This is a genomic window from Marinomonas sp. ATLA20 (genome assembly GCF_057180105.1).
In genome coordinates this window covers 334,229-354,085 of record NZ_JBXUKU010000005.1, presented here as the reverse complement: position 1 = coordinate 354,085, position 19,857 = coordinate 334,229, and the positions used below count along the sequence as shown (strand labels likewise).

The 19,857-nt window shown below is 41.6% G+C and carries 20 protein-coding genes; 10 read left to right on the top strand and 10 right to left on the bottom strand.

Annotation, left to right across the window (positions count from 1 at the left end; genetic code table 11):
• Positions 1 to 38 precede the first annotated feature (38 nt).
• The 7 genes from AC2A4J_RS11330 to AC2A4J_RS11300 all read left to right on the top strand — a co-directional run bounded on the left by AC2A4J_RS11330 (position 39) and on the right by AC2A4J_RS11300 (position 9,947).
• Positions 39 to 1,688, top strand: a complete 1,650-nt coding sequence (locus AC2A4J_RS11330; protein ID WP_484176070.1) for an electron transfer flavoprotein-ubiquinone oxidoreductase — start codon at positions 39 to 41, stop codon at positions 1,686 to 1,688.
• Between the two features lie 115 nt (positions 1,689 to 1,803).
• Positions 1,804 to 2,253, top strand: a complete 450-nt coding sequence (locus AC2A4J_RS11325) for a YaiI/YqxD family protein (RefSeq protein ID WP_255829231.1) — start codon at positions 1,804 to 1,806, stop codon at positions 2,251 to 2,253.
• A gap of 74 nt (positions 2,254 to 2,327) precedes the next feature.
• Positions 2,328 to 3,617 carry an NAD(P)/FAD-dependent oxidoreductase gene (locus tag AC2A4J_RS11320; RefSeq protein ID WP_484176069.1) on the top strand — a complete coding sequence of 430 codons (1,290 nt, stop codon included), beginning with the start codon at positions 2,328 to 2,330 and terminating at the stop codon, positions 3,615 to 3,617.
• 158 nt (positions 3,618 to 3,775) lie between these two features.
• The gene (locus AC2A4J_RS11315; protein ID WP_255829229.1) at positions 3,776 to 4,186 is read left to right on the top strand and encodes a MerR family transcriptional regulator; all 411 of its coding nucleotides are present in this window, start codon (positions 3,776 to 3,778) and stop codon (positions 4,184 to 4,186) included.
• A 33-nt stretch (positions 4,187 to 4,219) separates the two neighbouring features.
• Positions 4,220 to 6,799, top strand: coding sequence for a heavy metal translocating P-type ATPase (locus tag AC2A4J_RS11310; protein ID WP_484176068.1), 2,580 nt, complete (start codon positions 4,220 to 4,222; stop codon positions 6,797 to 6,799).
• 269 nt (positions 6,800 to 7,068) lie between these two features.
• On the top strand, positions 7,069 to 8,256 hold the full coding sequence (locus AC2A4J_RS11305) for an MFS transporter (RefSeq protein WP_484176067.1): 1,188 nt from the start codon (positions 7,069 to 7,071) through the stop codon (positions 8,254 to 8,256).
• Between the two features lie 113 nt (positions 8,257 to 8,369).
• Positions 8,370 to 9,947: a sensor domain-containing diguanylate cyclase gene (locus AC2A4J_RS11300; RefSeq protein WP_484176066.1), complete on the top strand. Its 1,578-nt coding sequence runs from the start codon at positions 8,370 to 8,372 to the stop codon at positions 9,945 to 9,947.
• A gap of 224 nt (positions 9,948 to 10,171) precedes the next feature.
• Here the strand turns inward: AC2A4J_RS11300 and yjjG are convergent, their stop codons facing one another.
• From yjjG to AC2A4J_RS11265, 7 genes are all read right to left on the bottom strand, one after another.
• Positions 10,172 to 10,852, bottom strand: coding sequence for a pyrimidine 5'-nucleotidase (yjjG, locus tag AC2A4J_RS11295; protein ID WP_484176065.1), 681 nt, complete (start codon positions 10,850 to 10,852; stop codon positions 10,172 to 10,174).
• A gap of 24 nt (positions 10,853 to 10,876) precedes the next feature.
• Positions 10,877 to 11,443: an inosine/xanthosine triphosphatase gene (yjjX, locus tag AC2A4J_RS11290; RefSeq protein WP_484176064.1), complete on the bottom strand. Its 567-nt coding sequence runs from the start codon at positions 11,441 to 11,443 to the stop codon at positions 10,877 to 10,879.
• 81 nt (positions 11,444 to 11,524) lie between these two features.
• Positions 11,525 to 12,622 (bottom strand): chorismate synthase, encoded by a 1,098-nt coding sequence (gene aroC, locus AC2A4J_RS11285; RefSeq protein WP_114412536.1) that lies wholly within the window; start codon positions 12,620 to 12,622, stop codon positions 11,525 to 11,527.
• Positions 12,623 to 12,625: 3 nt separating this feature from the next.
• Positions 12,626 to 13,540 (bottom strand): 50S ribosomal protein L3 N(5)-glutamine methyltransferase, encoded by a 915-nt coding sequence (gene prmB / locus AC2A4J_RS11280; protein WP_114412537.1) that lies wholly within the window; start codon positions 13,538 to 13,540, stop codon positions 12,626 to 12,628.
• Positions 13,541 to 13,592: 52 nt separating this feature from the next.
• Complete coding sequence (locus tag AC2A4J_RS11275; RefSeq protein WP_484176063.1) at positions 13,593 to 14,357, bottom strand: hypothetical protein; 765 nt, start codon at positions 14,355 to 14,357, stop codon at positions 13,593 to 13,595.
• Between the two features lie 162 nt (positions 14,358 to 14,519).
• Positions 14,520 to 15,539, bottom strand: coding sequence for a signal peptide peptidase SppA (gene sppA / locus AC2A4J_RS11270; RefSeq protein ID WP_484176062.1), 1,020 nt, complete (start codon positions 15,537 to 15,539; stop codon positions 14,520 to 14,522).
• 2 nt (positions 15,540 to 15,541) lie between these two features.
• The gene (locus AC2A4J_RS11265) at positions 15,542 to 16,186 is read right to left on the bottom strand and encodes an HAD-IIIA family hydrolase (RefSeq protein WP_255829216.1); all 645 of its coding nucleotides are present in this window, start codon (positions 16,184 to 16,186) and stop codon (positions 15,542 to 15,544) included.
• A 67-nt stretch (positions 16,187 to 16,253) separates the two neighbouring features.
• Here AC2A4J_RS11265 and AC2A4J_RS11260 point away from each other — a divergent pair, with 67 nt between their 5' ends.
• On the top strand, positions 16,254 to 16,670 hold the full coding sequence (locus tag AC2A4J_RS11260) for a MaoC family dehydratase (RefSeq protein ID WP_255829214.1): 417 nt from the start codon (positions 16,254 to 16,256) through the stop codon (positions 16,668 to 16,670).
• Positions 16,671 to 16,747: 77 nt separating this feature from the next.
• On the opposite strand, the gene adhP is transcribed toward AC2A4J_RS11260, so the two are convergent.
• Complete coding sequence (gene adhP, locus AC2A4J_RS11255; protein ID WP_255829213.1) at positions 16,748 to 17,758, bottom strand: alcohol dehydrogenase AdhP; 1,011 nt, start codon at positions 17,756 to 17,758, stop codon at positions 16,748 to 16,750.
• A gap of 210 nt (positions 17,759 to 17,968) precedes the next feature.
• Here adhP and AC2A4J_RS11250 point away from each other — a divergent pair, with 210 nt between their 5' ends.
• Together AC2A4J_RS11250 and AC2A4J_RS11245 are read left to right on the top strand one after the other, a co-directional pair.
• Positions 17,969 to 18,274 (top strand): hypothetical protein, encoded by a 306-nt coding sequence (locus AC2A4J_RS11250; RefSeq protein ID WP_484176061.1) that lies wholly within the window; start codon positions 17,969 to 17,971, stop codon positions 18,272 to 18,274.
• Positions 18,275 to 18,315: 41 nt separating this feature from the next.
• The gene (locus tag AC2A4J_RS11245) at positions 18,316 to 18,909 is read left to right on the top strand and encodes a CBS domain-containing protein (RefSeq protein WP_484176060.1); all 594 of its coding nucleotides are present in this window, start codon (positions 18,316 to 18,318) and stop codon (positions 18,907 to 18,909) included.
• Between the two features lie 68 nt (positions 18,910 to 18,977).
• Here the strand turns inward: AC2A4J_RS11245 and tusA are convergent, their stop codons facing one another.
• Together tusA and AC2A4J_RS11235 are read right to left on the bottom strand one after the other, a co-directional pair.
• Positions 18,978 to 19,211 (bottom strand): sulfurtransferase TusA, encoded by a 234-nt coding sequence (tusA, locus tag AC2A4J_RS11240; protein ID WP_255829208.1) that lies wholly within the window; start codon positions 19,209 to 19,211, stop codon positions 18,978 to 18,980.
• A 28-nt stretch (positions 19,212 to 19,239) separates the two neighbouring features.
• Positions 19,240 to 19,824 (bottom strand): alpha/beta family hydrolase, encoded by a 585-nt coding sequence (locus AC2A4J_RS11235; protein ID WP_484176059.1) that lies wholly within the window; start codon positions 19,822 to 19,824, stop codon positions 19,240 to 19,242.
• Positions 19,825 to 19,857: the final 33 nt, after the last annotated feature.

Sequence of the window (19,857 nt, the reverse complement as noted above, 5' to 3'; positions counted from 1 at the left end):
GTAAAGAATGCCCTTAAAAAATAATAATGGGAGGCAACATGTCAGATAGAGAAGTAATGGAATTTGATGTTTTAATTGTTGGCGGTGGTCCAGCTGGGTTATCTGCAGCCTGCCGTATTATGCAAAAAGCACAAGCTGAAGAAAAAGAAATTAGTGTTTGTTTGGTTGAAAAAGGCTCTGAAATTGGAGCGCACATATTATCTGGTGCCGTAGTCGAACCATCCGCTTTAACGGAACTGTTCCCAGAGTGGCAAGAAATGGGCGCTCCGCTAAACACCAAAGTAAACGTCGACGAACTTCATTGGTTAGGTTCGGAGACAGCGTCCAAAAAATTTAACAATTGGATGATTCCGAAAACACTCCATAACGATGGCAATTATATTATTAGCTTAGGTAATCTATGCCGCTGGCTTGCTGAGCAAGCAGAGTCTTTAGGTGTAGAAGTATTCCCCGGTTTTTCCGCAGCGCATGTTGCTTATGATGACAATGGCAATGTGGAAGGCGTGATTACGGGAGATATGGGATTAGCAGCGGACGGTTCAGAAAAAGATGGCTTCATGCCAGGCATGTTGCTTAAGGCCAAGTACACTATCTTTTCAGAAGGTTGTCGTGGGCATTTAGGCAAAGAGATTCTTAATCGCTTTGAGCTAGATAAAGACAAAGCCCCTCAGCATTACGGTCTTGGTATAAAAGAATTATGGGATGTTCCTGAGTCTCAAAGCAAACCTGGCACAGTAATTCATACGGCGGGTTGGCCGTTAGGTAATGAAGCGGGCGGTGGCGGCTTTTTGTATCATTTAGAAAACAATCAAGTAGTGGTTGGTCTAATTGTTGATTTGAACTATAAAAACCCATATCTAAGTCCTTATGATGAATTTCAAAAATATAAGCATCATCCGATTATCTCTGAGCACTTAAAAGGCGCCAAACGCGTATCTTACGGTGCTAGAGCGATAGCTAAAGGTGGCTGGGCTTCATTACCTAAAATGAGTTTTCCTGGTGGTTTGGTGATCGGCTGTGATGCTGGTACGTTGAATCCAGCCAAAATTAAAGGCACTCACACCGCAATGAAGAGCGGTATGTTAGCTGCAGAAAGTATTTATGATGCGCTACAGGCAGAAACACTAGTAGCCGATCTGGTTCAGTTTAATGATGCAATGCGTAGTTCGTGGCTAGGTAAAGAATTGCAGCAAGCTCGTAACTTTGTTCCAGTAATGCATAAGCTTGGCACTTTTTGGGGCGGTGCGTACAACTGGTTAGATCAGAACATATTCTCTGGCGGTTTGCCATTCACATTCAACGATATGACACCAGACTATGCGTGCATGGAGCTGGCTGATAAACATGTAGCGCCAGAGTATAAAAAACCAGATGGCTTATTGAGCTTTGATAAATTGTCTTCTGTGTTCTTGTCGAACACTAACCATGAAGAGAATCAACCATGTCATCTGAAATTGAAAGATGCGGCGATTCCAGTACAGAGTAACTTACCCAAATATAATGAGCCCGCTCAACGGTATTGTCCAGCTGGCGTTTATGAAGTAGTCGAGTCCAATAATGAGTCCATTTTTCAGATAAACTCTCAAAATTGTATTCATTGTAAAACCTGTGACATAAAAGACCCTGCACAAAATATCACGTGGGTGACGCCTGAAGGTTCTGGCGGTCCAAACTACCCAAATATGTAGCTCTATTTGTGTTAGAGCAAACGGATCACTTATATGTGCTCCGTTTGTTCTTATTCACTACTGGATTTCACTTTTCGACTGATCAATAATAGAGATCTTCAAAAAGGGGAATCCTATGCGTTTATGGGTCGATGCTGACGCCTGTCCAAATGTTATTAAAACCATTCTGTTTCGTGCTGCTGAACGTGTTGAAATCCCTTGTATTTTAGTGGCTAACCAAGCCATATCCATTCCACCTTCCAAGTGGATCGAGCGTCGAGTGGTAAGTTCTGGCTTTGATGTGGCAGATAATTACATCGTCGATAACATCTCTACCGAAGATTTGGTTGTCACTGCCGATATTCCTTTGGCATCTGATGTAATTGAAAAAGGCGCTTTGGCAATAAATCCCCGCGGTGAGCTCTATACAAAAGAGAATATTAAACAGCGTCTGGGAATGCGAGATTTCATGGAACAGATGCGTTCATCTGGTGTGCAGATGGGCGGGCCAGCGACCTTTAATCAACAAGATAGAATGGCATTTGCAAACACACTAGATAAGTTATTAGCTCAAAGAATCAAGTGAGGTTTTAATCGAGGAATCTGGAAAGTAGTCGATGAATATTTTCCAGATTATTCAATTTTTATAGGTGATTTTATATGAAAAAAATCGTGGTTGTTGGCGGTGGCGCCGGTGGTTTGGAATTGGTTACCAAGCTAGGGCATAGCTTTGGTAAAAAGCGCCAAGCAGAGATTGTGCTGATTGATAGAAGCCAAACTCACATTTGGAAACCTCTGCTGCATGAGGTGGCCACGGGGTCGTTGGATATTAATAACGATGGCGTCAACTACCGAGCCCACGCTGCTAAGCACCATTATCAATTTCAATTAGGCACCCTGATGGGGGTTGATCCTGAAGCTCGTAAGCTGACCCTGGACTCTCTTTCTGATGATATGGGCCACATCGTTTTACCAGAACGTACTATTTCTTATGACATTCTAGTTATGGCGGTAGGCAGTGTGAGTAACGATTTTGGTACGCCTGGGGTGCTAGAGCATTGTTATTTTCTAGATTCCCATAAGCAAGCTGAGCGCTTTCAACAAGCGCTTTTGAATCAGTTTCTACGAATTCATCAAGAAGGAACTGATGCTAAGTTGAAGCTAGCCATTGTTGGCGGTGGCGCAACGGGTGTTGAACTGTCAGCTGAACTGTTTCATGTTGCCGACATGCTAAAAGCTTATGGCATGCCAGAAATGTCTGGTAAACGAGTGAATATCCAGCTTATCGAAGCTGGGCCTCGAATTTTAGCGGCGCTGCCAGATAGAATTGCCTCCTTAGCAACAAAAGAGCTGATCCGCTTAGGCGTCACCGTTAGTCAAAGTACTCGTGTTGTCCGTGCTTATGATGGCGGTTTTCAAACAGCAGACGAAAAAAATATCGAAGCCGACCTAATGATTTGGGCGGCAGGTGTAAAAGCGCCAGATTTCGTTGCTAAGATTGAGGGCTTTGAAACCACACGCAATAATCAGATTTTGGTAAAAGGAACCTTACAAACAACAGGGTTCGAGAATATTTATGTGATCGGAGACTGTTGCGCCTGTAAACAAGCGGATGGTTCTTTTGTACCTCCAAGAGCACAATCGGCCCATCAAATGGCAGCATTAGTATTTGATAATATCAAAGCATCTTTCTTGAGCGAGCCTTTAAAAAATTATACTTACAAAGATTATGGCTCCTTGGTTAATTTGAGCCGCTACAGTACAGTCGGCAATCTCATGGGTAACCTAATGGGCGGTTCAATGTTTATTGAAGGTCGTCTTGCCCGTTTTGTGTATGTTTCTCTATACCGACTTCATTTGATTGCGATACATGGTTGGCTTAAAGCAACGGTAATTATGGCCGCGCAAAAAATAGGCAAAGTTGTTAAACCAAAATTGAAATTGCATTAATTATTAGCCATCACAGGTAACTTAAAAACCGAGCCACTATGAGCTCGGTTTTTTTTGCTTCAAATTTCTTTTTCTGCGTCTTCTAGTAATGCTTGACCTATGTGCAACACACAGGTTTTACACTATGGTAATGGTTTATACATTTCAAAGGAGTTCTTATGCGAGTGAGTGAGCTAGCGACAAAAGCTGATGTCACAGCCGAGACTGTTCGCCATTACACTAGACTTGGCCTGATTCACGCAGAACGAGACCCTAACAATGGCTATCAACTATACGACCATGTGGCATTACAACGATTAAATTTTATTCGTCAAGCCAGTGAATTAGGCTTCAGTTTAAAACAAATCGAAGAGATTTTTCATCAATCCGACAGTGGTGACTCACCTTGCCCTATGGTTCGGGACTTATTGCAAAAAAAAGTCCCAGAAACCAGATTGAAAATAGCTCAACTGCAAGCGCATTTAATCAAGATGGAAAATGCATTAGCCGCTTGGGAAAGCATGCCAAATGGTGCGCCTGATGGTCATTCAATCTGTTGTTTGATCGAAGATTGGGAAGAGACCAAATAGGGTATCAATAGCGGTACTAAGAGGAGGACTGAAATGACGCGAGCAGATTCAAAAACAGCCGATCAAAATACAACGTTTGCATTGAACGTTACAGGTATGTCTTGCCAAGGCTGCGTATCGAAAGTGCGCAAGCTCATTCAAGAGAAAAGCCCAGAAGCAATCATCGAAGGTATGCCGAAAGAGCATAAGTTGGTTGTTACGTCGGATTTAGATTTAGCAACAATTGAAGCCAGTGTCCAGAAAGCCGGCTATCTTTCACAGGGATTATTTGATTATGAGCGCGCTCAATTTAACGCTAAGCAGGAATCCCGAGATGACAAAGGCATTACAGATAAAAAGCAGGACAACTACGATGAAGTGGACGATTCTGTTAATTATCAATTTTCTATTGGTGGAATGACCTGTGCTGGTTGTGTTAATACGGTACAAAAGGCGTTATTAAATTCTGAAGATGTTATTTCCGCAGATGTTAACTTCGCCAACCATACCGCACAAGTAGTCACCAAAGGTTCTCCAGATGCATTAATCAAAGCAGTAGAAAATTCAGGTTATCACGCAAACCTCATCCTTGATGCTGAGAAAAGTGAAGAAGAGCGAGACGAAAGGGAGTTGGCTGAATATTACCATAAACGTAGATCATCAGGACTTGGCTTAGGCTTAGGGATTCCCTTGATGCTATATGGTTTGTTGGGCGGAAACATGATGGTGAGCTCGCTCACTGATAGGGTTATCTGGTTTGTTGTTGGCGTTGCCTCATTGTTAATTATGGTGAGTGCGGGTAAGCATTATTTCCGAGGTGCGTGGAAGGCCTTCACTAGTCATCAGGCGAATATGGATTTACTCATTGCTTTAGGTACTGGTAGCGCTTGGCTATATTCTATGCTGGTCGTGTTTGCACCGGTTAGCTGGCTGCCGGAAAATGCACGTCACCTTTACTTCGAAGCGTCAGTGATGATTATTGGGTTAATCAATCTTGGTCAAGCTTTAGAACTGAGGGCCCGTCGTAAAACGAGCCAAGCTTTGCATCGACTTTTAGATTTACGTCCAAAAATGGCCACTCTAGTAGATGGTGATAGCGAATCTCGTATTAGTGTTTCTGATATCAAAGTAAATGATATTCTGCGAGTTCGTTCTGGTGACAAGATCCCTGTTGATGGCGAAGTCATAGAGGGTCTTTCAACAGTAAATGAATCCATGCTGACAGGCGAGGCAGCGCCAATAGAAAAGAGCCCTGGGAGCTTGTTATCTGCTGGTACAGTAAACGGGCAAGGCAGCTTACTATTTAAAGCGACCCGAGTTGGATCTGACACCTTACTTGCTCAGATTATAACCATGGTGGGGAAGGCGCAAAACTCAAAACCACCGATCAGCGTATTGGCTGATAAAGTATCGTCTATCTTTGTTCCCAGTGTGATTATTATCGCCATTTTAACAGCACTTGCTTGGTTTAACCTTTCTTTATTTGGCATGGGCAATAACTCTGTTATGTCCTATATGTTGGTAACAACTATTTCGGTACTGATTATTGCTTGCCCATGCGCTTTGGGATTAGCGACGCCAATCTCTACAATGATAGGAATCGGCAAGGCCGCAGAATATGGCGGACTGATACGCAATGGCGATGCCCTGCAAAGAGCCAGTGAACTAACTGTCGTGGTACTTGATAAGACGGGAACGATTACAGAAGGTAACCCTAAAGTTGTTAACAGTGTTTTTAATAAGCAAGCTCATTATAAGTTTGTTAATCAGTTGGTTTTAGCCCTAGAGTCTCGAGCCAATCATCCTTTGGCGGATGCTTTGTTAAAACATTGCCAGACAGACGTAGAAGAAAAGAAAAATATCAACTTAGAAGAATTTGGTTCGCTGGTAGGTTTAGGCGTAAAAGGGCGTATTGACGGGGAAACTTATTACCTTGGTAATGAACGTCTGATGAATGAGAAGAACATACCTTTAAGTTTAAGCGCTTCTGATGAACATCATAATGCAGCAACTCGTGTTTATCTCTCTAATGAAACCATGCTATTGGCTGTTTTTTATATTGAAGATCCCATTAAACAAGGGGTTAGGGCGGCTATTTTAAACTTCAAAAAACAGGGTTTAAAAGTGGTTATGCTGACTGGCGATAACCCAGAAACCGCTGCTTCAGTTGCCAATACAGTTGGTATTGAAGATTATCATGCGCAGCTGATGCCAGACGATAAGCTGAACTGGGTTAAGAAGCTACAAGACCAAGGTGAGGTGGTTGGCATGATTGGTGATGGCATCAACGATGCTCCTGCTTTAGCTCAGGCCGATGTGGGTTTTGCGATGGGAGCAGGAACTGACGTGGCTATGGAAAGTGCTGACATTACTTTGATACATAATGAACTAACCGGCGTCGCTGATGTTATTCAGATAAGCTCCGCAACGTTAAGCAACATAAAGCAAAACCTATGGGGGGCATTTGCTTATAACAGTTTAGGTATTCCTATTGCTGCAGGGGTTTTATTTCCGTTTACAGGATGGTTATTGAGTCCAGTTATTGCTGGCGCTGCAATGGCGTTATCGTCGTTAACTGTGGTGACTAATGCAAATCGGCTGAGATTATTCCGTATTTCACGTTCTAATGGGTAAGTTTTGAGGAGGTAATGTGAGCGCGCTCATTAATGTAATAGGCTTTTTGCTAATTGTGTTTGTTGTTTGTTGGTTTTGGTGGCCTCGCCATCAGAAAAAAGCAAAATGATAATCGCTAAAGAAACTTTTCATTAAACAATCATACTGCAAGTGTTGTAATATATTTGTGTTGATTAATAAGCCAAGGGTGCAAGCTCTTGGCTTATTTTGTTTTCAATCTTACATAGTCACTTCTACTAACAAATCTTGAATCAATCTTGGGAGCTTTTATGCTTGCTTATCAGTGGGGTATTTTCGCCATTGCATTAGGGACTTTTGGAATAGGGACAACCGAGTTTATGCCTATGGGCTTGTTACCGGTTATTGCAGATGGTGTGAATGCGTCCATTCCTGCGGCTGGTTTGCTCATTAGCGCTTACGCAGTTGGAGTAATGATTGGTGCGCCCTTAATTACTTTATACTTAACGCGCTATAGTCATAAAACCTCTTTGCTAGCACTAATGATCATTTTTATTATTGGCAATGTGCTTTCAGCCATTTCCATTAATTATGAGACTTTCTTAGTGTCTCGTGTGATTACTAGCCTTTCTCACGGTGCTTTTTTTGGCATTGGTGCTGTTGTTGCGATGAATCTTGCGCCTATAAATAAAAAAGGATCAGCCGTAGCGTCGATTTTTTTAGGCTTGACCATTGCTAATATTGTTGGTGTACCAATTACCACTTGGTTGGGGCAAACTTTTGATTGGCGTTTGTCGTTTGCGGTAACCGCTTTATTGGGGTTAATTGCTTTTGTAGGTATTTTGAGGAGTTTGCCAACGATGCCTAGAGCTGAAAAGCCGGACGTTAAAACAGAACTCAAGGCTATCATGCAACCTGCTGCTTTGAGGGCATTCTCAACAACGGTATTGTGCGCTGGCTCCATGTTCACGCTTTATACTTACATTGCACCTATTATGCAGACGTTGGCGCAAGCGTCGGATAACGCTATTGCTACCATGCTAATGTTGGTTGGTATTGGTTTTACGTTAGGTAACTATATCAGCGGTAAGGTTACCGATAGGTCACCAGACACAGCTTTGTTTGTCTTTCTAGGCTTGCAGGTTTTGGTTTTATTGATGTTTCGCTTTACGTCTACGACGCTTATTGGTGCGGGATTAACTACTTTACTATGGGGTGTTGTAATATTTGGCAGTGGACCGCCATTACAGATGCAGGTCATGAAGATTGCTGATCAAGCACCAGGTCTAGCATCCTCTATAAATATTGGTGCATTCAATTTAGGCAATGCTTTAGGTGCCGCGTTAGGTGGATTGGTTATTAGTATCGGTTTCAGCTTTGATTGGATCCCGAGTGCGGCCGCTTTACTCTCATTTTTGGCACTTGTTATGGTTTGGTTCAATCGACGGAAATCCAGCCAGATATCCGAAGCCAATCCCACAGAAAATAGTGTGGCTTGATATTCGGTAATGATATTAAAACAAGGGGTGCAGTATGCATCCCTTGTTTTATGCTTTAACTTCATGTGTAGTATGTAGTGAGATGTTAAAATCAATGTAATGGATGAACTGTTTTGACCGTATTAAAAAGTAAATTCTTGAAGCTCAATCGATTAATTCTACTCTTAGCGCTATCCGCCACCATCTTAACTTTCATTAATAGTTTTTATTCGAACTATGAAGTACAGAAAGAGCAGTTAATTCTGCAAGCAATAGAAGTAAATAGGGCTTACGCCAATAAACTATCCGACACTACCGAAACCTTTCTGAACTCTTCTCAACAGCAGCTTGCTTACTCAGCCAAGGCGTTATTTAATAAAATGAATGACGATTCTCGCCTGAAAGAAGAGGCCAATCGACTTATGTTTCAAACAGATAGCTTTAACTCTGTCGTCATTAGTGATGCTTCTGGGCATATTCAGGCAATTTCGCCACAAGCATTAGACCTAGTTGGAATGAAGCTCTCATCAACGGGTAGTGTTGAAGCGCTAGAAGAAAAGAGGGCGCTGATAAGCAGCCCATACCTCTCAACATTAAAGAATTTAATCGTTTTTCTTTCTACCCCCATTATTGATTTTAAAGGTAATTATCTTGGGTTTCTTGGTGGCGCTATTTATCTCAAAAGCCCAAATATTCTCAGCAAAATACTGGATGAGCATTATTACAAGAATGGCTCTTACATTTATGTAATAGACCAAGATAAACAAGTCTTATATCACCCTGAAAAAGAACTTATCGGATCTTACGTCATGGATAATGATGGCATAGATGAAATTTTGGCGACAAAAGAAGGAGGGTTATTACTGAATAACAGCAATGGAATTGAAATGTTAGCGGGCTATTCGACAGTTTCTAGTACAGGATGGACAGTAATCACTCAAACGCCATTGGAGTCCACTTTAGTGCCATTAACTGGAATTATGGAAAAAGTCATTTTACGCACATTGCCTCTGGCTTTAGCTGTATTTCTATTTATTTGGTTTTTTGCACGAGCCATTTCTAAGCCACTTCAGCAACTTACCGATAAGGTTGGCTCGCTTGATAGTCCAACGGTTAGCGAGGACATTGAAAATATTCATTCCTGGTATGTGGAGAGCTTTGGGTTAAAACGAGCAATGTTAAATGGTGTAAAAGTCATTCAAAACCAGATTGGTGACCTTAAGCGTGACGCGGAAACAGATCCGCTAACAGGTGCGAATAACCGTCGAGCACTTCAGTTTAGACTAAAGCAATTATCATTACTTGAAATGCCATTTTCAATTTTGGCATTGGATATTGATTATTTTAAACGCATAAATGACAACTATGGCCACAGTGTAGGTGATGATGTCCTTAAGCAGCAAACCCAAATATTGCACAGGTTTTGTAGAGATCAGGATATGGTTGCCCGCACCGGCGGTGAAGAATTTGTACTGTTATTAAAAGAAACGTCTATCGAAGACGCATTTGCCATTGCTGAGCGATTACGCATCGCCATTTCAGAAGAAACATTTGGCGTAGTTGGTCACATTACCACATCGATTGGAATCGCGGCCTGGTCTATATCTGATGAAAGCAGCATAGAAGAAACTTTATCACTGGCGGATCAAGCTTTGTATGAAGCAAAAGGACAAGGTCGGAATCGCTGTATTATTGCGAATAGACAAACTTAATTTCGAAGAAGACGAGTAACAGCTTAAGCTTTGTATGTTGTAAGGTTGGCAACATGCAAAGCTTTAGAGCTTGTAGCTAACTAGATGATTTAATGATGAAGCTAGAGATTATAAGTAAAAAGAAGCGATATTTCTTAATATCCACTATTTCCGATAATAACATTTATCGGAAATAGTGAGCCTATATAGAGCACTCTAGTCGCTACAAACTTTGATTATTTATCTTATTGAGTTTTCAGCCAGACCAACAACTCTGTCAGTGAATTAATTTGATGCGTTGGTGTAATCTCTTGTGGATGTTGTTTGTCATGATGGTTCAACCAACAAGTATCAATTCCAAAGTTGTTCCCACCTAAAATATCTGATTCAAGTGTGTCGCCAACCATTAATACCTGATCTTTATTTGGTGAACCCATTTGCTCTAAAGCGTGTTCAAATATCTTCGAGTGTGGTTTAGCTACGCCAACGAGTTCAGAAATAACCACTGGTGAGAAATATGGCAAAAAGCCAGTTCGTTCTAATCGGATCTGTTGTAGCTGGACAAAACCATTGGTAATGATGCCCATTTTTACGTTATTTTCATATAAATGCGTTACGAGTTCTACAGCACCCGGTAACGTTTTACAGATATCCGCCATAGAATCTAAAAACTGCTTATTAAGCTCTTTAGTGCTTATGGCCAGTCTATCGCTCCATAGCTTGAAGCGCCTAGTTTGTAATTGCTCTGCATTAATCTGATTGTTTTGATATTCCACCCAGAGCTGCTTATTTACAACTTGGTATTCATCGTATTCTATTTTTTCAAAAGTAACGCCATGTTGCGCAAACATGTGTTTTAGGCCGGCGAAATTATCGAAATGAAATAGCGTTTCGTCAGCATCGAATAAGATCCATTTATATTTCATCGTATCTACTACTTTTATAGGTGTTTAAATGTAATGTTCTGGGTGTAACGCAGGAGCAAGAGCAAGCACCAAAGCTTCGGTGTATACGCTTTCTCTAGTGGCTGCATGATTGGTAAACAAGCCTATGGCGCCGCCTTTTTGTCGGATGTTATCTGTATTAAATAACTCATCCATAACGTCGCCTAATTCATCATTGTTTAGTAAACGTTGATAAACTTTATTCGGCAAAGGCAAATTAGCTGAACGTCCTGTCATTAAATGCCCTTCACTGTTTAAAATGGCGACGTAAGCAAAGGTAGCTGCGCCCTCCTCAAATTCATCGACACCACCTTCCATTGCTACAAAGAAGTTAATTCCTTGGTGACTAGCGCGGTTCTCAAAACAATAGCGGGCGCGGTTCTGTGCGCCAAGACGCGTTTCTGCTTCGGTCATTGGTTGTTCAGCAACACCAGAAGGAGAATGCATTTCTTCGCAGTGAATGATGTGATTAGGAAAGGCTTGCGAAAAAGCCTGTCTTGCAGCATTTACTTTGACTGGATTACTTGATCCAACACAAACTCGAATAACGGTGGAGCCTAGTTTGTTAGCCATTTAGTTGCCTCAATTAAAAATGTAACAATAAAAAAGCCGCTATAATTGTTATAGCGGCTTGGTATTTAGACTATTGTAAACCTACGCCTGTCCTTTAATAATTGGCGTTGGACAAACAACATCGGCATTTTGGGCTCTGTGTCTTAGCAAATGATCCATAATGGTCAAAGCTAACATAGCTTCTGCGATAGGCGTTGCTCTTATACCAACACATGGATCATGTCGACCCTTTGTAATAACATCAATTGAGTTGCCTGCACGATCGATGCTTTTACCAGGAATCGTGATGCTTGATGTTGGTTTTAGTGCCATGTGAACAACAATATCTTGCCCCGATGAAATACCGCCCAACACGCCGCCTGCATGATTGCTTAAAAAGCCTTCAGGCGTCATTTCGTCACGATGCTCACTGCCTTTTTGTTCTACAACATCAAAACCGTCACCAATTTCCACGCCTTTTACTGCGTTAATGCTCATAATAGCTTTGGCTATATCAGCATCTAAGCGATCAAAAACTGGCTCGCCTAGACCTGGCATAAGATTTTTCGCAATAACCGTAATCTTAGCACCTACGGAATCACCTTCACGACGTAATGCAGTCATGTATTCTTCAAGCTGCGGAATGGCGTCTGGGTCTGGGCTGAAAAAGCTGTTTTCATAAACTTGGCTTAAGTCTTTAACTTCCAGTTTGATTGGGCCAAGTTGCGATAAGAAGCCTTGGATTTCGATACCAAATTGTTGTTTCAAGTATTTCTTGGCAATGGCGCCTGCGGCAACACGCATCGCAGTTTCACGAGCAGATGAGCGACCGCCACCACGATAATCGCGAAAGCCGTATTTTTGATCATAGGTATAATCAGCGTGAGCAGGACGGAAAGTGTCTGCAATATTGCCGTAGTCTTTAGAGCGCTGATCGGTGTTTTCTATGATTAAGCCAATTGGTGTGCCCGTGGTTTTGCCTTCAAACACACCTGACATGATTTTAACTTCGTCCGCTTCGCGACGTTGTGTGGTGTGTTTTGATGTTCCAGGTTTACGCAGGTCTAAGTCACGCTGAAGGTCTGCTTCACAAATCTCAATGCCTGGAGGGCAACCATCTACAATGGCGCCAAGCGCAAGACCGTGACTTTCACCAAAAGTGGTGACTTTAAAAAGTGTTCCAAATGTATTACCAGACATAGTTTATTTCTGCTCTTGTAATAGTTCGCTAAGTTGTTCTTTCGTTAGGATAAAAACACCATTACCACCCTGCTCTAATTCAACCCACATAAAGGGGATGTGAGGGTAAGCAGCTTGTAACGCTACTTCGGTGTTTCCTACTTCGTATACTAATATACCGTCATCTTGCAGATAATGCGCGACTTGGGCTAAAAATTCGTGGGTAAAATTAAGTCCATCTTCACCGGATGTTAAGGCCAATTCTGGCTCGTTATGGAACTCAGCTGGCGCGCTTTCAAAGTCCTCGGCATCTACATAAGGTGGATTGCAAATAATAAGATCGTATTGTTTGCCTGCTAAGCCTTTAAACATATCTGAGTGAATGGCATGAACTCTGTCTTCCACTTGATGGCGCTGAATATTCTCATTGGCCACTAAAAGTGCCGCTTCGCTGATGTCTGAAATATCGACTTCAGCATCTTCAAACACTAGGGCTGCGGCAATGCCTAAACAGCCTGAGCCGGTGCACATATCTAAAATATTTAATGGGTAGTTTTTTAGCCAAGGGGTAAATTCGCTTTCAAGTAGCGAGATAATCGGTGAGCGCGGAATTAAGGTGTCTTTGGTGACTTTAAATGGCAACCCCATAAACCAAGCTTCGCCTAACAAGTACGGTAATGGCTCGCGCTTGGTGATACGCGTCTGAACAAGTTTAAGAATGTGCTTTTTTTCATCATAAGTCAGTGCGCAGTCCAGCATATCACGATCAAAATCGAGAGGAAGCTTTAACGCGCCCATTACGAGTTGAACCGCTTCGTCCCATGGATTATCTGTACCATGACCGTAAAACAAGTTCGTTTGTTGAAAACGGCTGAATGTCCAACGAATATAATCTTTGATGGTGGTTAAATCACGAACGGCTGTTTGTTTGTAGCTCATCTTCTCTTCTTAATTTGAATACACGGATACGGCGAATGACGCATTATAGCGGTTATTGTTTCGGGCCTCTATCTTTGCGTTGCATGGTTTTCACTGAGCTGGTTAATGCATCAAGTTTTTTTGTCATTTCTTGCCATTTTGTCATTTCATCTGCAGCCTTATTGTTTTGATGCTCTTCGAGTAATGCAGTCAATTTTACGTTTTCCTCGGTTAGCTTTATAAGCTGATTGTCTTGCTTGGCAAGATCCACTTCTTTTTGAGCAAGATTAATTCTGAACTCAGTGCTTTCTTTCTGCTCTTGTTTAAGCTGATTTGTTAGTACTGAATTTTGAGCAATGACCTCTTGGTACCTTTGTTCGCTATAAGCAAGTTTCTGCTGGAGCGATTCGGCTTCAGTACATACTTCTTTGTGTTTTGACGTTAATGCGTCGTGTGTATTTTGTAATTCAATTAGCGCTGAAGATAAAGACAGATAACCGCTTTGTGTTGCCTCTTGTTTACGTATTTGATGCTGTTCAATTTCGGACGATTTTTCATCGAGTAACAGCCCAATGTTTTGAGTCACTTCTCTTGAGAAACGCTTAAAAACAGGAAGCAACACATCATTAAGTTCGCTTAATTCATGTTGCTGCTGTTCTTTATAGGCTTCTTCCCAGTCAGTAATCGCATTTAGAAAAGTGGTGTTTGAACAGCGTCGCCCATCCTTTTGCAGAAAATACTCAGTTAAGCGAGGTATATTGGGAAAGCTATTTTTTTCGATTAGCTCCCAACAAGCTTGGTGAATTTCTTCTCTTGCTATGTTCGCTTTACGAGCCATCAGTTGTCTCCAAGTCTAAATATGATAATTTATATAAATATTTTATCTTATTTATGATTTTAATAAAACTGGTTGCTTCTATCCTTCATGAACCGACATCTGAGTGTTAATTTTAGGCAATAAAAAAACTCCCGTAGGAGCTTAGTCGCATTGCGATTGAAATTATTGAATATTGGTTGTGTTGATGACTTTTGTTGCCATTTCAACACCAAACTCTTTGGCTAGCTCTTTCCATGAGTCTTGTTTTGGCTCATAAACAACAGGTTCGGCATCTGGAAAGCGTGAGTCTAATATGCCATTTACACTAGCTAAACCATCGATAAGGCCAATTTTTACAGCCTGAGAACCGGTAAATACCATGCCAGAGAAAACATCATCTGTAATGACTAGTCTATCACCACGGCCTTCTTTAATAGCATTGATGAACTGCTGATGAGTTTCATCCAATACGGCCTGCCATTTTTGTTTTGCTTCTTCTGTCATTGGGGAGAACGGATCAAGAAAGGCCTTATTGCGTCCTGCAGTGAAAGTACGTCGCTCTACACCAATTTTTTCTAATAAGTTACTTGCATCAAAACCAGATGAAATTACGCCAATGGAGCCCACTAAGCTGGCTTTATCTGCGTAGATCTCATTTGCAGCAGACGCTATGTAATATCCGCCAGAAGCCGCCATATCCTCAACAACCACAATAACCGGTATTTCTGGATAGTTTTGCTCCTTGGCGCGAATTGCATCATAGATAATACCGGAATGCACTGGGCTACCGCCCGGACTATTCATTTCAATAACGACACCTTTTAAACGAGAGTTGCGATAGGCAGCATCAAGCAAGCCTACAAATTCGGAGGACTCAATTTCATTATCAGCACCGATGACACCACGCATGGGGATCATGGCGACAATGTCCTCTTCTAGCGTGACGTCTTGAAAGTTTGATTTTGCAATCCATGCTCCAATCACAGCCAAGAAAATAGCGAGCGTGGTAAAACGAAAGAAAATTTTCCAGCGCCTAGCGCGGCGTTTTTCAATAAGGTTTTCACTGAGTGTTTTTTCCAGTAAAGACCATATTTCTTTGTTTGGGTCTGTCTGTGATCTTTCGGTTTTTTCTTCTGTTGATGCATGCGGGCTTTCGGTATTTTTAAGTGACTGCTCGCGATCTTCGTCTTCTGTCCAGCTCATTTCTATAGCCCTAAAATATTTGATAGTTGATTGAAATCGTTAATGATAGCGTGTGGCTGGCAAGCTCTTAGGCGCTCCTCATGATGTGCGCCGTACGTTACACCAATGCTTTTCATTCCAGCATTGGTTGCCATGTTTAGATCGTATTCTGTGTCGCCAATCATGATGGCGTGTTCTGGCAGAATATTTAGCTCTGCCAATATTTGCTCTAGCATTAATGGATGTGGTTTTGAAAGTGCTTCATCCGCACAGCGAGATGCAACGAAATAGTGATTGGTATTGGTCAATGATATGACTCGCTCAAGCCCTCGGCGACTCTTACCAGTTGCCACCGCCATTTTTATGCCTGAATCTTTTAGCTTGTTCAGCACATCTATCACTCCTGGGTATGCCAAGGGTGGCGTTTGATCGGATGCAACATAAATAGTCTTGTAGTGCTCAATAATGGCATTTTGCTGAATGGCGGTTAGTTCTGGCCAAACTGTGTCGATGGCTTTATCAAGTGATAATCCAATGATATTTTTTATGTCGTCTTTCACTCTTACAGGCGCATTTGCCAAACGCCCAGCTTGCAGCATGCTATGACATATGTTGTCGATGGAATCAAATAAGGTACCGTCCCAATCAAAAATTACTAACTTAACCATAGATACCTCTTAAGAATAATCCGGCGAAAGTGTACCATAACCGAAAATGACAAAATAAGGATTGGTAATGACAACAGGCTATACACTAGAGCAACTTGCAATAGACCAAAATGTTGAATATCGCAAACTGGTTACACAAGCCGATGTGCAGGCTTTTGCAGACGTTACGGGCGATACAAACCCAGTACATTTGGATGCGGATTATGCAGCAACAACATCTTTCGGTAAGCCTATTGCTCACGGCATGCTGACGGCTGGGTTCATTTCAGCGGCTATAGGTACTCAATTACCAGGTCCTGGCTGCATTTATTTAGAACAGACATTAAAATTCCGCGCCCCCGTTTTTGTCGGTCAAGAAGTAGTGACCACGGTAACGGTTACGGATATCAATGAACGTCGTCGCCGTGCAACACTCAAAACGGTATGTGAATGTGAAGGTAAAGTGGTTGTAACTGGCGAGGCAACCATCATGCTACCAGCATAGATATTTATGCGGCACATTAAAAAGGGCGTAACCACACATATGGCTCCGCCCTTTTTTATTTCATGCTCTGTGCATTACTACATAGACATGACTATTCGACCAGTGATCTCGCCCTTTTCCATATCTGAAAATATATCATTAATATCTTCGAGCTTTTTCTCTTCTATGATTGCTTTGACTTTACCGCGTGCGGCAAACTCCAAACATTCTTGAAGATCTTTTCTAGTCCCAACAATGGAGCCAACAACACTAACGCCATTTAATACAGTATTAAAAATTGGTAATGGCATATCTTCAGGCGGTAAACCAACCAAGACGCATTTACCTCCTCTTCTCACTACATCGTAACTCTGTCTAAAACCAGCCTTGCTAACGGCTGTACAAACACTTGCATGCACACCATTCGTTTTATCTAAAATATCGTTAACAATGTCATCCGTTTTAAAGTCAAAAAAGTATTCTGCACCCAATGAGGTTGCAAGATCTCGTTTGGCTTCGCCCGTATCAACGGCAACCACTCTTAAGCCCATAGCAACCGCGTATTGAACAGCCAAATGACCTAGACCACCTATCCCAAAAATGGCCACCCAGTCGCCAGGCTTCGTTGCCGAAACTTTTAGCGCTTTATAGGTCGTGACGCCTGCACAAAATAAAGGCGCGGCTTCAATATAATTTAACCCCTCAGGCACTTTTACAACATAGTTAGCATCAGCCGCACAATATTCAGCATAGCTCCCATTAACGGAATATCCGGCATTTTGTTGTGAAAGGCATAGATTTTCGTCACCACTTAGGCAATATTCGCATTGCCCGCAGGCGCTAAATAACCATGGTATACCCACTCGATCGCCATTTTTTAAATGCGTAACAGCACTTCCGACCTCTACCACCTCGCCCACACCTTCGTGCCCAGGAATCAAGGGCAGCGTTGGCTTGACAGGCCAATCTCCATGACAGGCATGTAAATCAGTGTGACAGACTCCGCAAGCATGAATTTTTACGAGTATTTGATGAGCCTCTATTTTGGGCTTGGCTATATCTTCAATTTTCAAAATCGCACCAAACTCACTTGCAACAGCTGCTTTCATAACATTCTCCCAATAAATGAGTAACCTTGAATACAGATTAGCTGAATTTGAGGAGCAAAATAGCGACATAGATCAAACCATATTGAAATTGGTCACAATTTTTAAGTAATAGGTCTGATCGTGAAAATAGGCGGCATTTCATAAAAAATACTGGGATTTAGTCTGTGCCAAGCCTATATTTAGAAGACGGAACAAGGATTAGGTATTGCCATGAAAATTCAGTTGCTGATGATTATTGCCGTTATTGTATCGTCTTTATTGACGATATCTCAGCGCGCCAATGCTCAAGAAGCAAATCAGTTTCGTTGGTTAGAACCCTCTACTGAACAAAAATTTAATGAAGTAGTTGTTCCTGATCAAAGCAATGAGCCAGACGCCGACAGCTTTGCAGTTATTGCATTTACAACTCATGCTTCTACCTCGATGGCTGTCATTTTTCCGCATTATAGCCTTCCCGCTATCAGTAAAATTATTGATCACACCAATCCCAGAGCCCCGCCTTTTTCATTGATATAACCCACGCGCAATCTATCTTTTTTTTACATTGGGGATTTATCATGAAAACTTTAACTTATGTATCTACAAAAAGCGTTAACGATTTAACTTGGCCTGTAATGACAGAAAATATAAACCTATATTCTCCAGCTTTATCTGTTTTTACTGACTTTCAAAAGGCGGGACCTAGAGTCATTGAGTCCAATACTCGTGCGGATGAGCTTGTTCAATTAATGAGAAAAGAGCATGTACGTATGAAGATAGTAGTCGACACTGACAATCATTTTATTGGAGTTATTAGTCTCGAAGATTTGTCTGAAGATATTTTTATCAAGCAAGTTGCTAACGGTTTTCAGCGATCAGAACTCATGGTGGCGGATTTGATGAGAGCGAAAGAAACGCTACTTGCTTTATCTTACACATCTCTTAAAAATTCTGATATTGAGTCACTTCTGTTTAGTCAGCGCAACAATAAGTTGCAGCATTTACTGGTTATCGATGAAGATACTAAGGCTATACGTGGTTTGATCTCTTCTAACGATGTCGCTCGTCAGCTTCGTTTGGATATCGATGTTGGTTTTTCTAGCTTCGCACATACATATCAAAGCGCAGTACTAGGTCATAAAGAACCCTCAAGAAAACTGAGAGTAGCTTAATTTCCCCTTGGTTTTTATTTTGCTAAGAAGAAAGAGGCCAGATCTTGACAATCTGGCCTCTTTCTTCTTTAACTAGCCTTCTTTTCAATCCAATAGTAATAGATATCTCCTTCTTGCACTTGCTGCATAAGCTTGTGACCAAGGAATTGACAAAATTTTGGAATATCACGTGTTGTTGACGGATCCGTTGCAATGACTTTTAGCACTTCTTTTGGTGACAGCTTACGCATTTCAACATGAAGCATCATGACGGGCTCAGGGCAAAGTAAGTCTGTAGCATCAAGCAGAGCTTGGTGTTCCATAATATTTCTCTCAATATTAAGCTTCGGTTTAGGTGTTCTTTTCTAGCCAGCTTTTTGTTTGAACTGCTAGGTCTAAAATAATCTCGTCTATACTTCTATTGTATTTTTTTAGGGTTTTAAAGTCATGATCCGCACCCTCTATCCAAATAATATTCACATTATCTGGTAGTGATTGTTGGGTTACCCAATCATAAGACCCAAGTGCATCTCGTGTTCCCTGAATGATAAGACACGGCACTTGTAACTCTTCAAGGAAGGCTAGCCGATGTTTCTCAGGCTTTCCTGCAGGATAGAAAGGAAAGCCAAAACACACAACAGCCTTTGTCATAGGTAGGTGTGAAAGCTGCGTTGCTACTCGTCCACCCATTGATTTGCCAGCGACGATACACGCTTCTTCATTTTCGATACAACGAGCGTACTCTGGAATAAGAGTATTAAACCGTGGTGGCGGCCTCCTCTTCCCTGTAAGTTCTTGCTGTTTCATGTATGAAAAAGTCACAGGAACAACAGTTTTTTGCCTTTGTTTTGATATAGCATCGCAAAGTAGCTTTAAAAAAGTATTGTTATGTCCCGCACCAGAGCCGTGAGCAAGATAAAAAGGAAAAGATTTCATATTTATAATTTCAAAAAATTCTATTAAAACAGA

Excerpts from the sequence above, each read along its gene's own strand:
- AC2A4J_RS11330 (WP_484176070.1), top strand. The coding sequence starts at position 39 with ATGTCAGATAGAGAAGTAATGGAATTTGATGTTTTAATTGTTGGCGGT.
- AC2A4J_RS11325 (WP_255829231.1), top strand. The coding sequence starts at position 1,804 with ATGCGTTTATGGGTCGATGCTGACGCCTGTCCAAATGTTATTAAAACC.
- AC2A4J_RS11320 (WP_484176069.1), top strand. The coding sequence starts at position 2,328 with ATGAAAAAAATCGTGGTTGTTGGCGGTGGCGCCGGTGGTTTGGAATTG.
- AC2A4J_RS11315 (WP_255829229.1), top strand. The coding sequence starts at position 3,776 with ATGCGAGTGAGTGAGCTAGCGACAAAAGCTGATGTCACAGCCGAGACT.
- AC2A4J_RS11310 (WP_484176068.1), top strand. The coding sequence starts at position 4,220 with ATGACGCGAGCAGATTCAAAAACAGCCGATCAAAATACAACGTTTGCA.
- AC2A4J_RS11305 (WP_484176067.1), top strand. The coding sequence starts at position 7,069 with ATGCTTGCTTATCAGTGGGGTATTTTCGCCATTGCATTAGGGACTTTT.
- yjjG (WP_484176065.1), bottom strand. The coding sequence starts at position 10,852 with ATGAAATATAAATGGATCTTATTCGATGCTGACGAAACGCTATTTCAT.
- yjjX (WP_484176064.1), bottom strand. The coding sequence starts at position 11,443 with ATGGCTAACAAACTAGGCTCCACCGTTATTCGAGTTTGTGTTGGATCA.
- aroC (WP_114412536.1), bottom strand. The coding sequence starts at position 12,622 with ATGTCTGGTAATACATTTGGAACACTTTTTAAAGTCACCACTTTTGGT.
- prmB (WP_114412537.1), bottom strand. The coding sequence starts at position 13,540 with ATGAGCTACAAACAAACAGCCGTTCGTGATTTAACCACCATCAAAGAT.
- AC2A4J_RS11275 (WP_484176063.1), bottom strand. The coding sequence starts at position 14,357 with ATGGCTCGTAAAGCGAACATAGCAAGAGAAGAAATTCACCAAGCTTGT.
- sppA (WP_484176062.1), bottom strand. The coding sequence starts at position 15,539 with ATGAGCTGGACAGAAGACGAAGATCGCGAGCAGTCACTTAAAAATACC.
- AC2A4J_RS11265 (WP_255829216.1), bottom strand. The coding sequence starts at position 16,186 with ATGGTTAAGTTAGTAATTTTTGATTGGGACGGTACCTTATTTGATTCC.
- AC2A4J_RS11260 (WP_255829214.1), top strand. The coding sequence starts at position 16,254 with ATGACAACAGGCTATACACTAGAGCAACTTGCAATAGACCAAAATGTT.
- adhP (WP_255829213.1), bottom strand. The coding sequence starts at position 17,758 with ATGAAAGCAGCTGTTGCAAGTGAGTTTGGTGCGATTTTGAAAATTGAA.
- AC2A4J_RS11250 (WP_484176061.1), top strand. The coding sequence starts at position 17,969 with ATGAAAATTCAGTTGCTGATGATTATTGCCGTTATTGTATCGTCTTTA.
- AC2A4J_RS11245 (WP_484176060.1), top strand. The coding sequence starts at position 18,316 with ATGAAAACTTTAACTTATGTATCTACAAAAAGCGTTAACGATTTAACT.
- tusA (WP_255829208.1), bottom strand. The coding sequence starts at position 19,211 with ATGGAACACCAAGCTCTGCTTGATGCTACAGACTTACTTTGCCCTGAG.
- AC2A4J_RS11235 (WP_484176059.1), bottom strand. The coding sequence starts at position 19,824 with ATGAAATCTTTTCCTTTTTATCTTGCTCACGGCTCTGGTGCGGGACAT.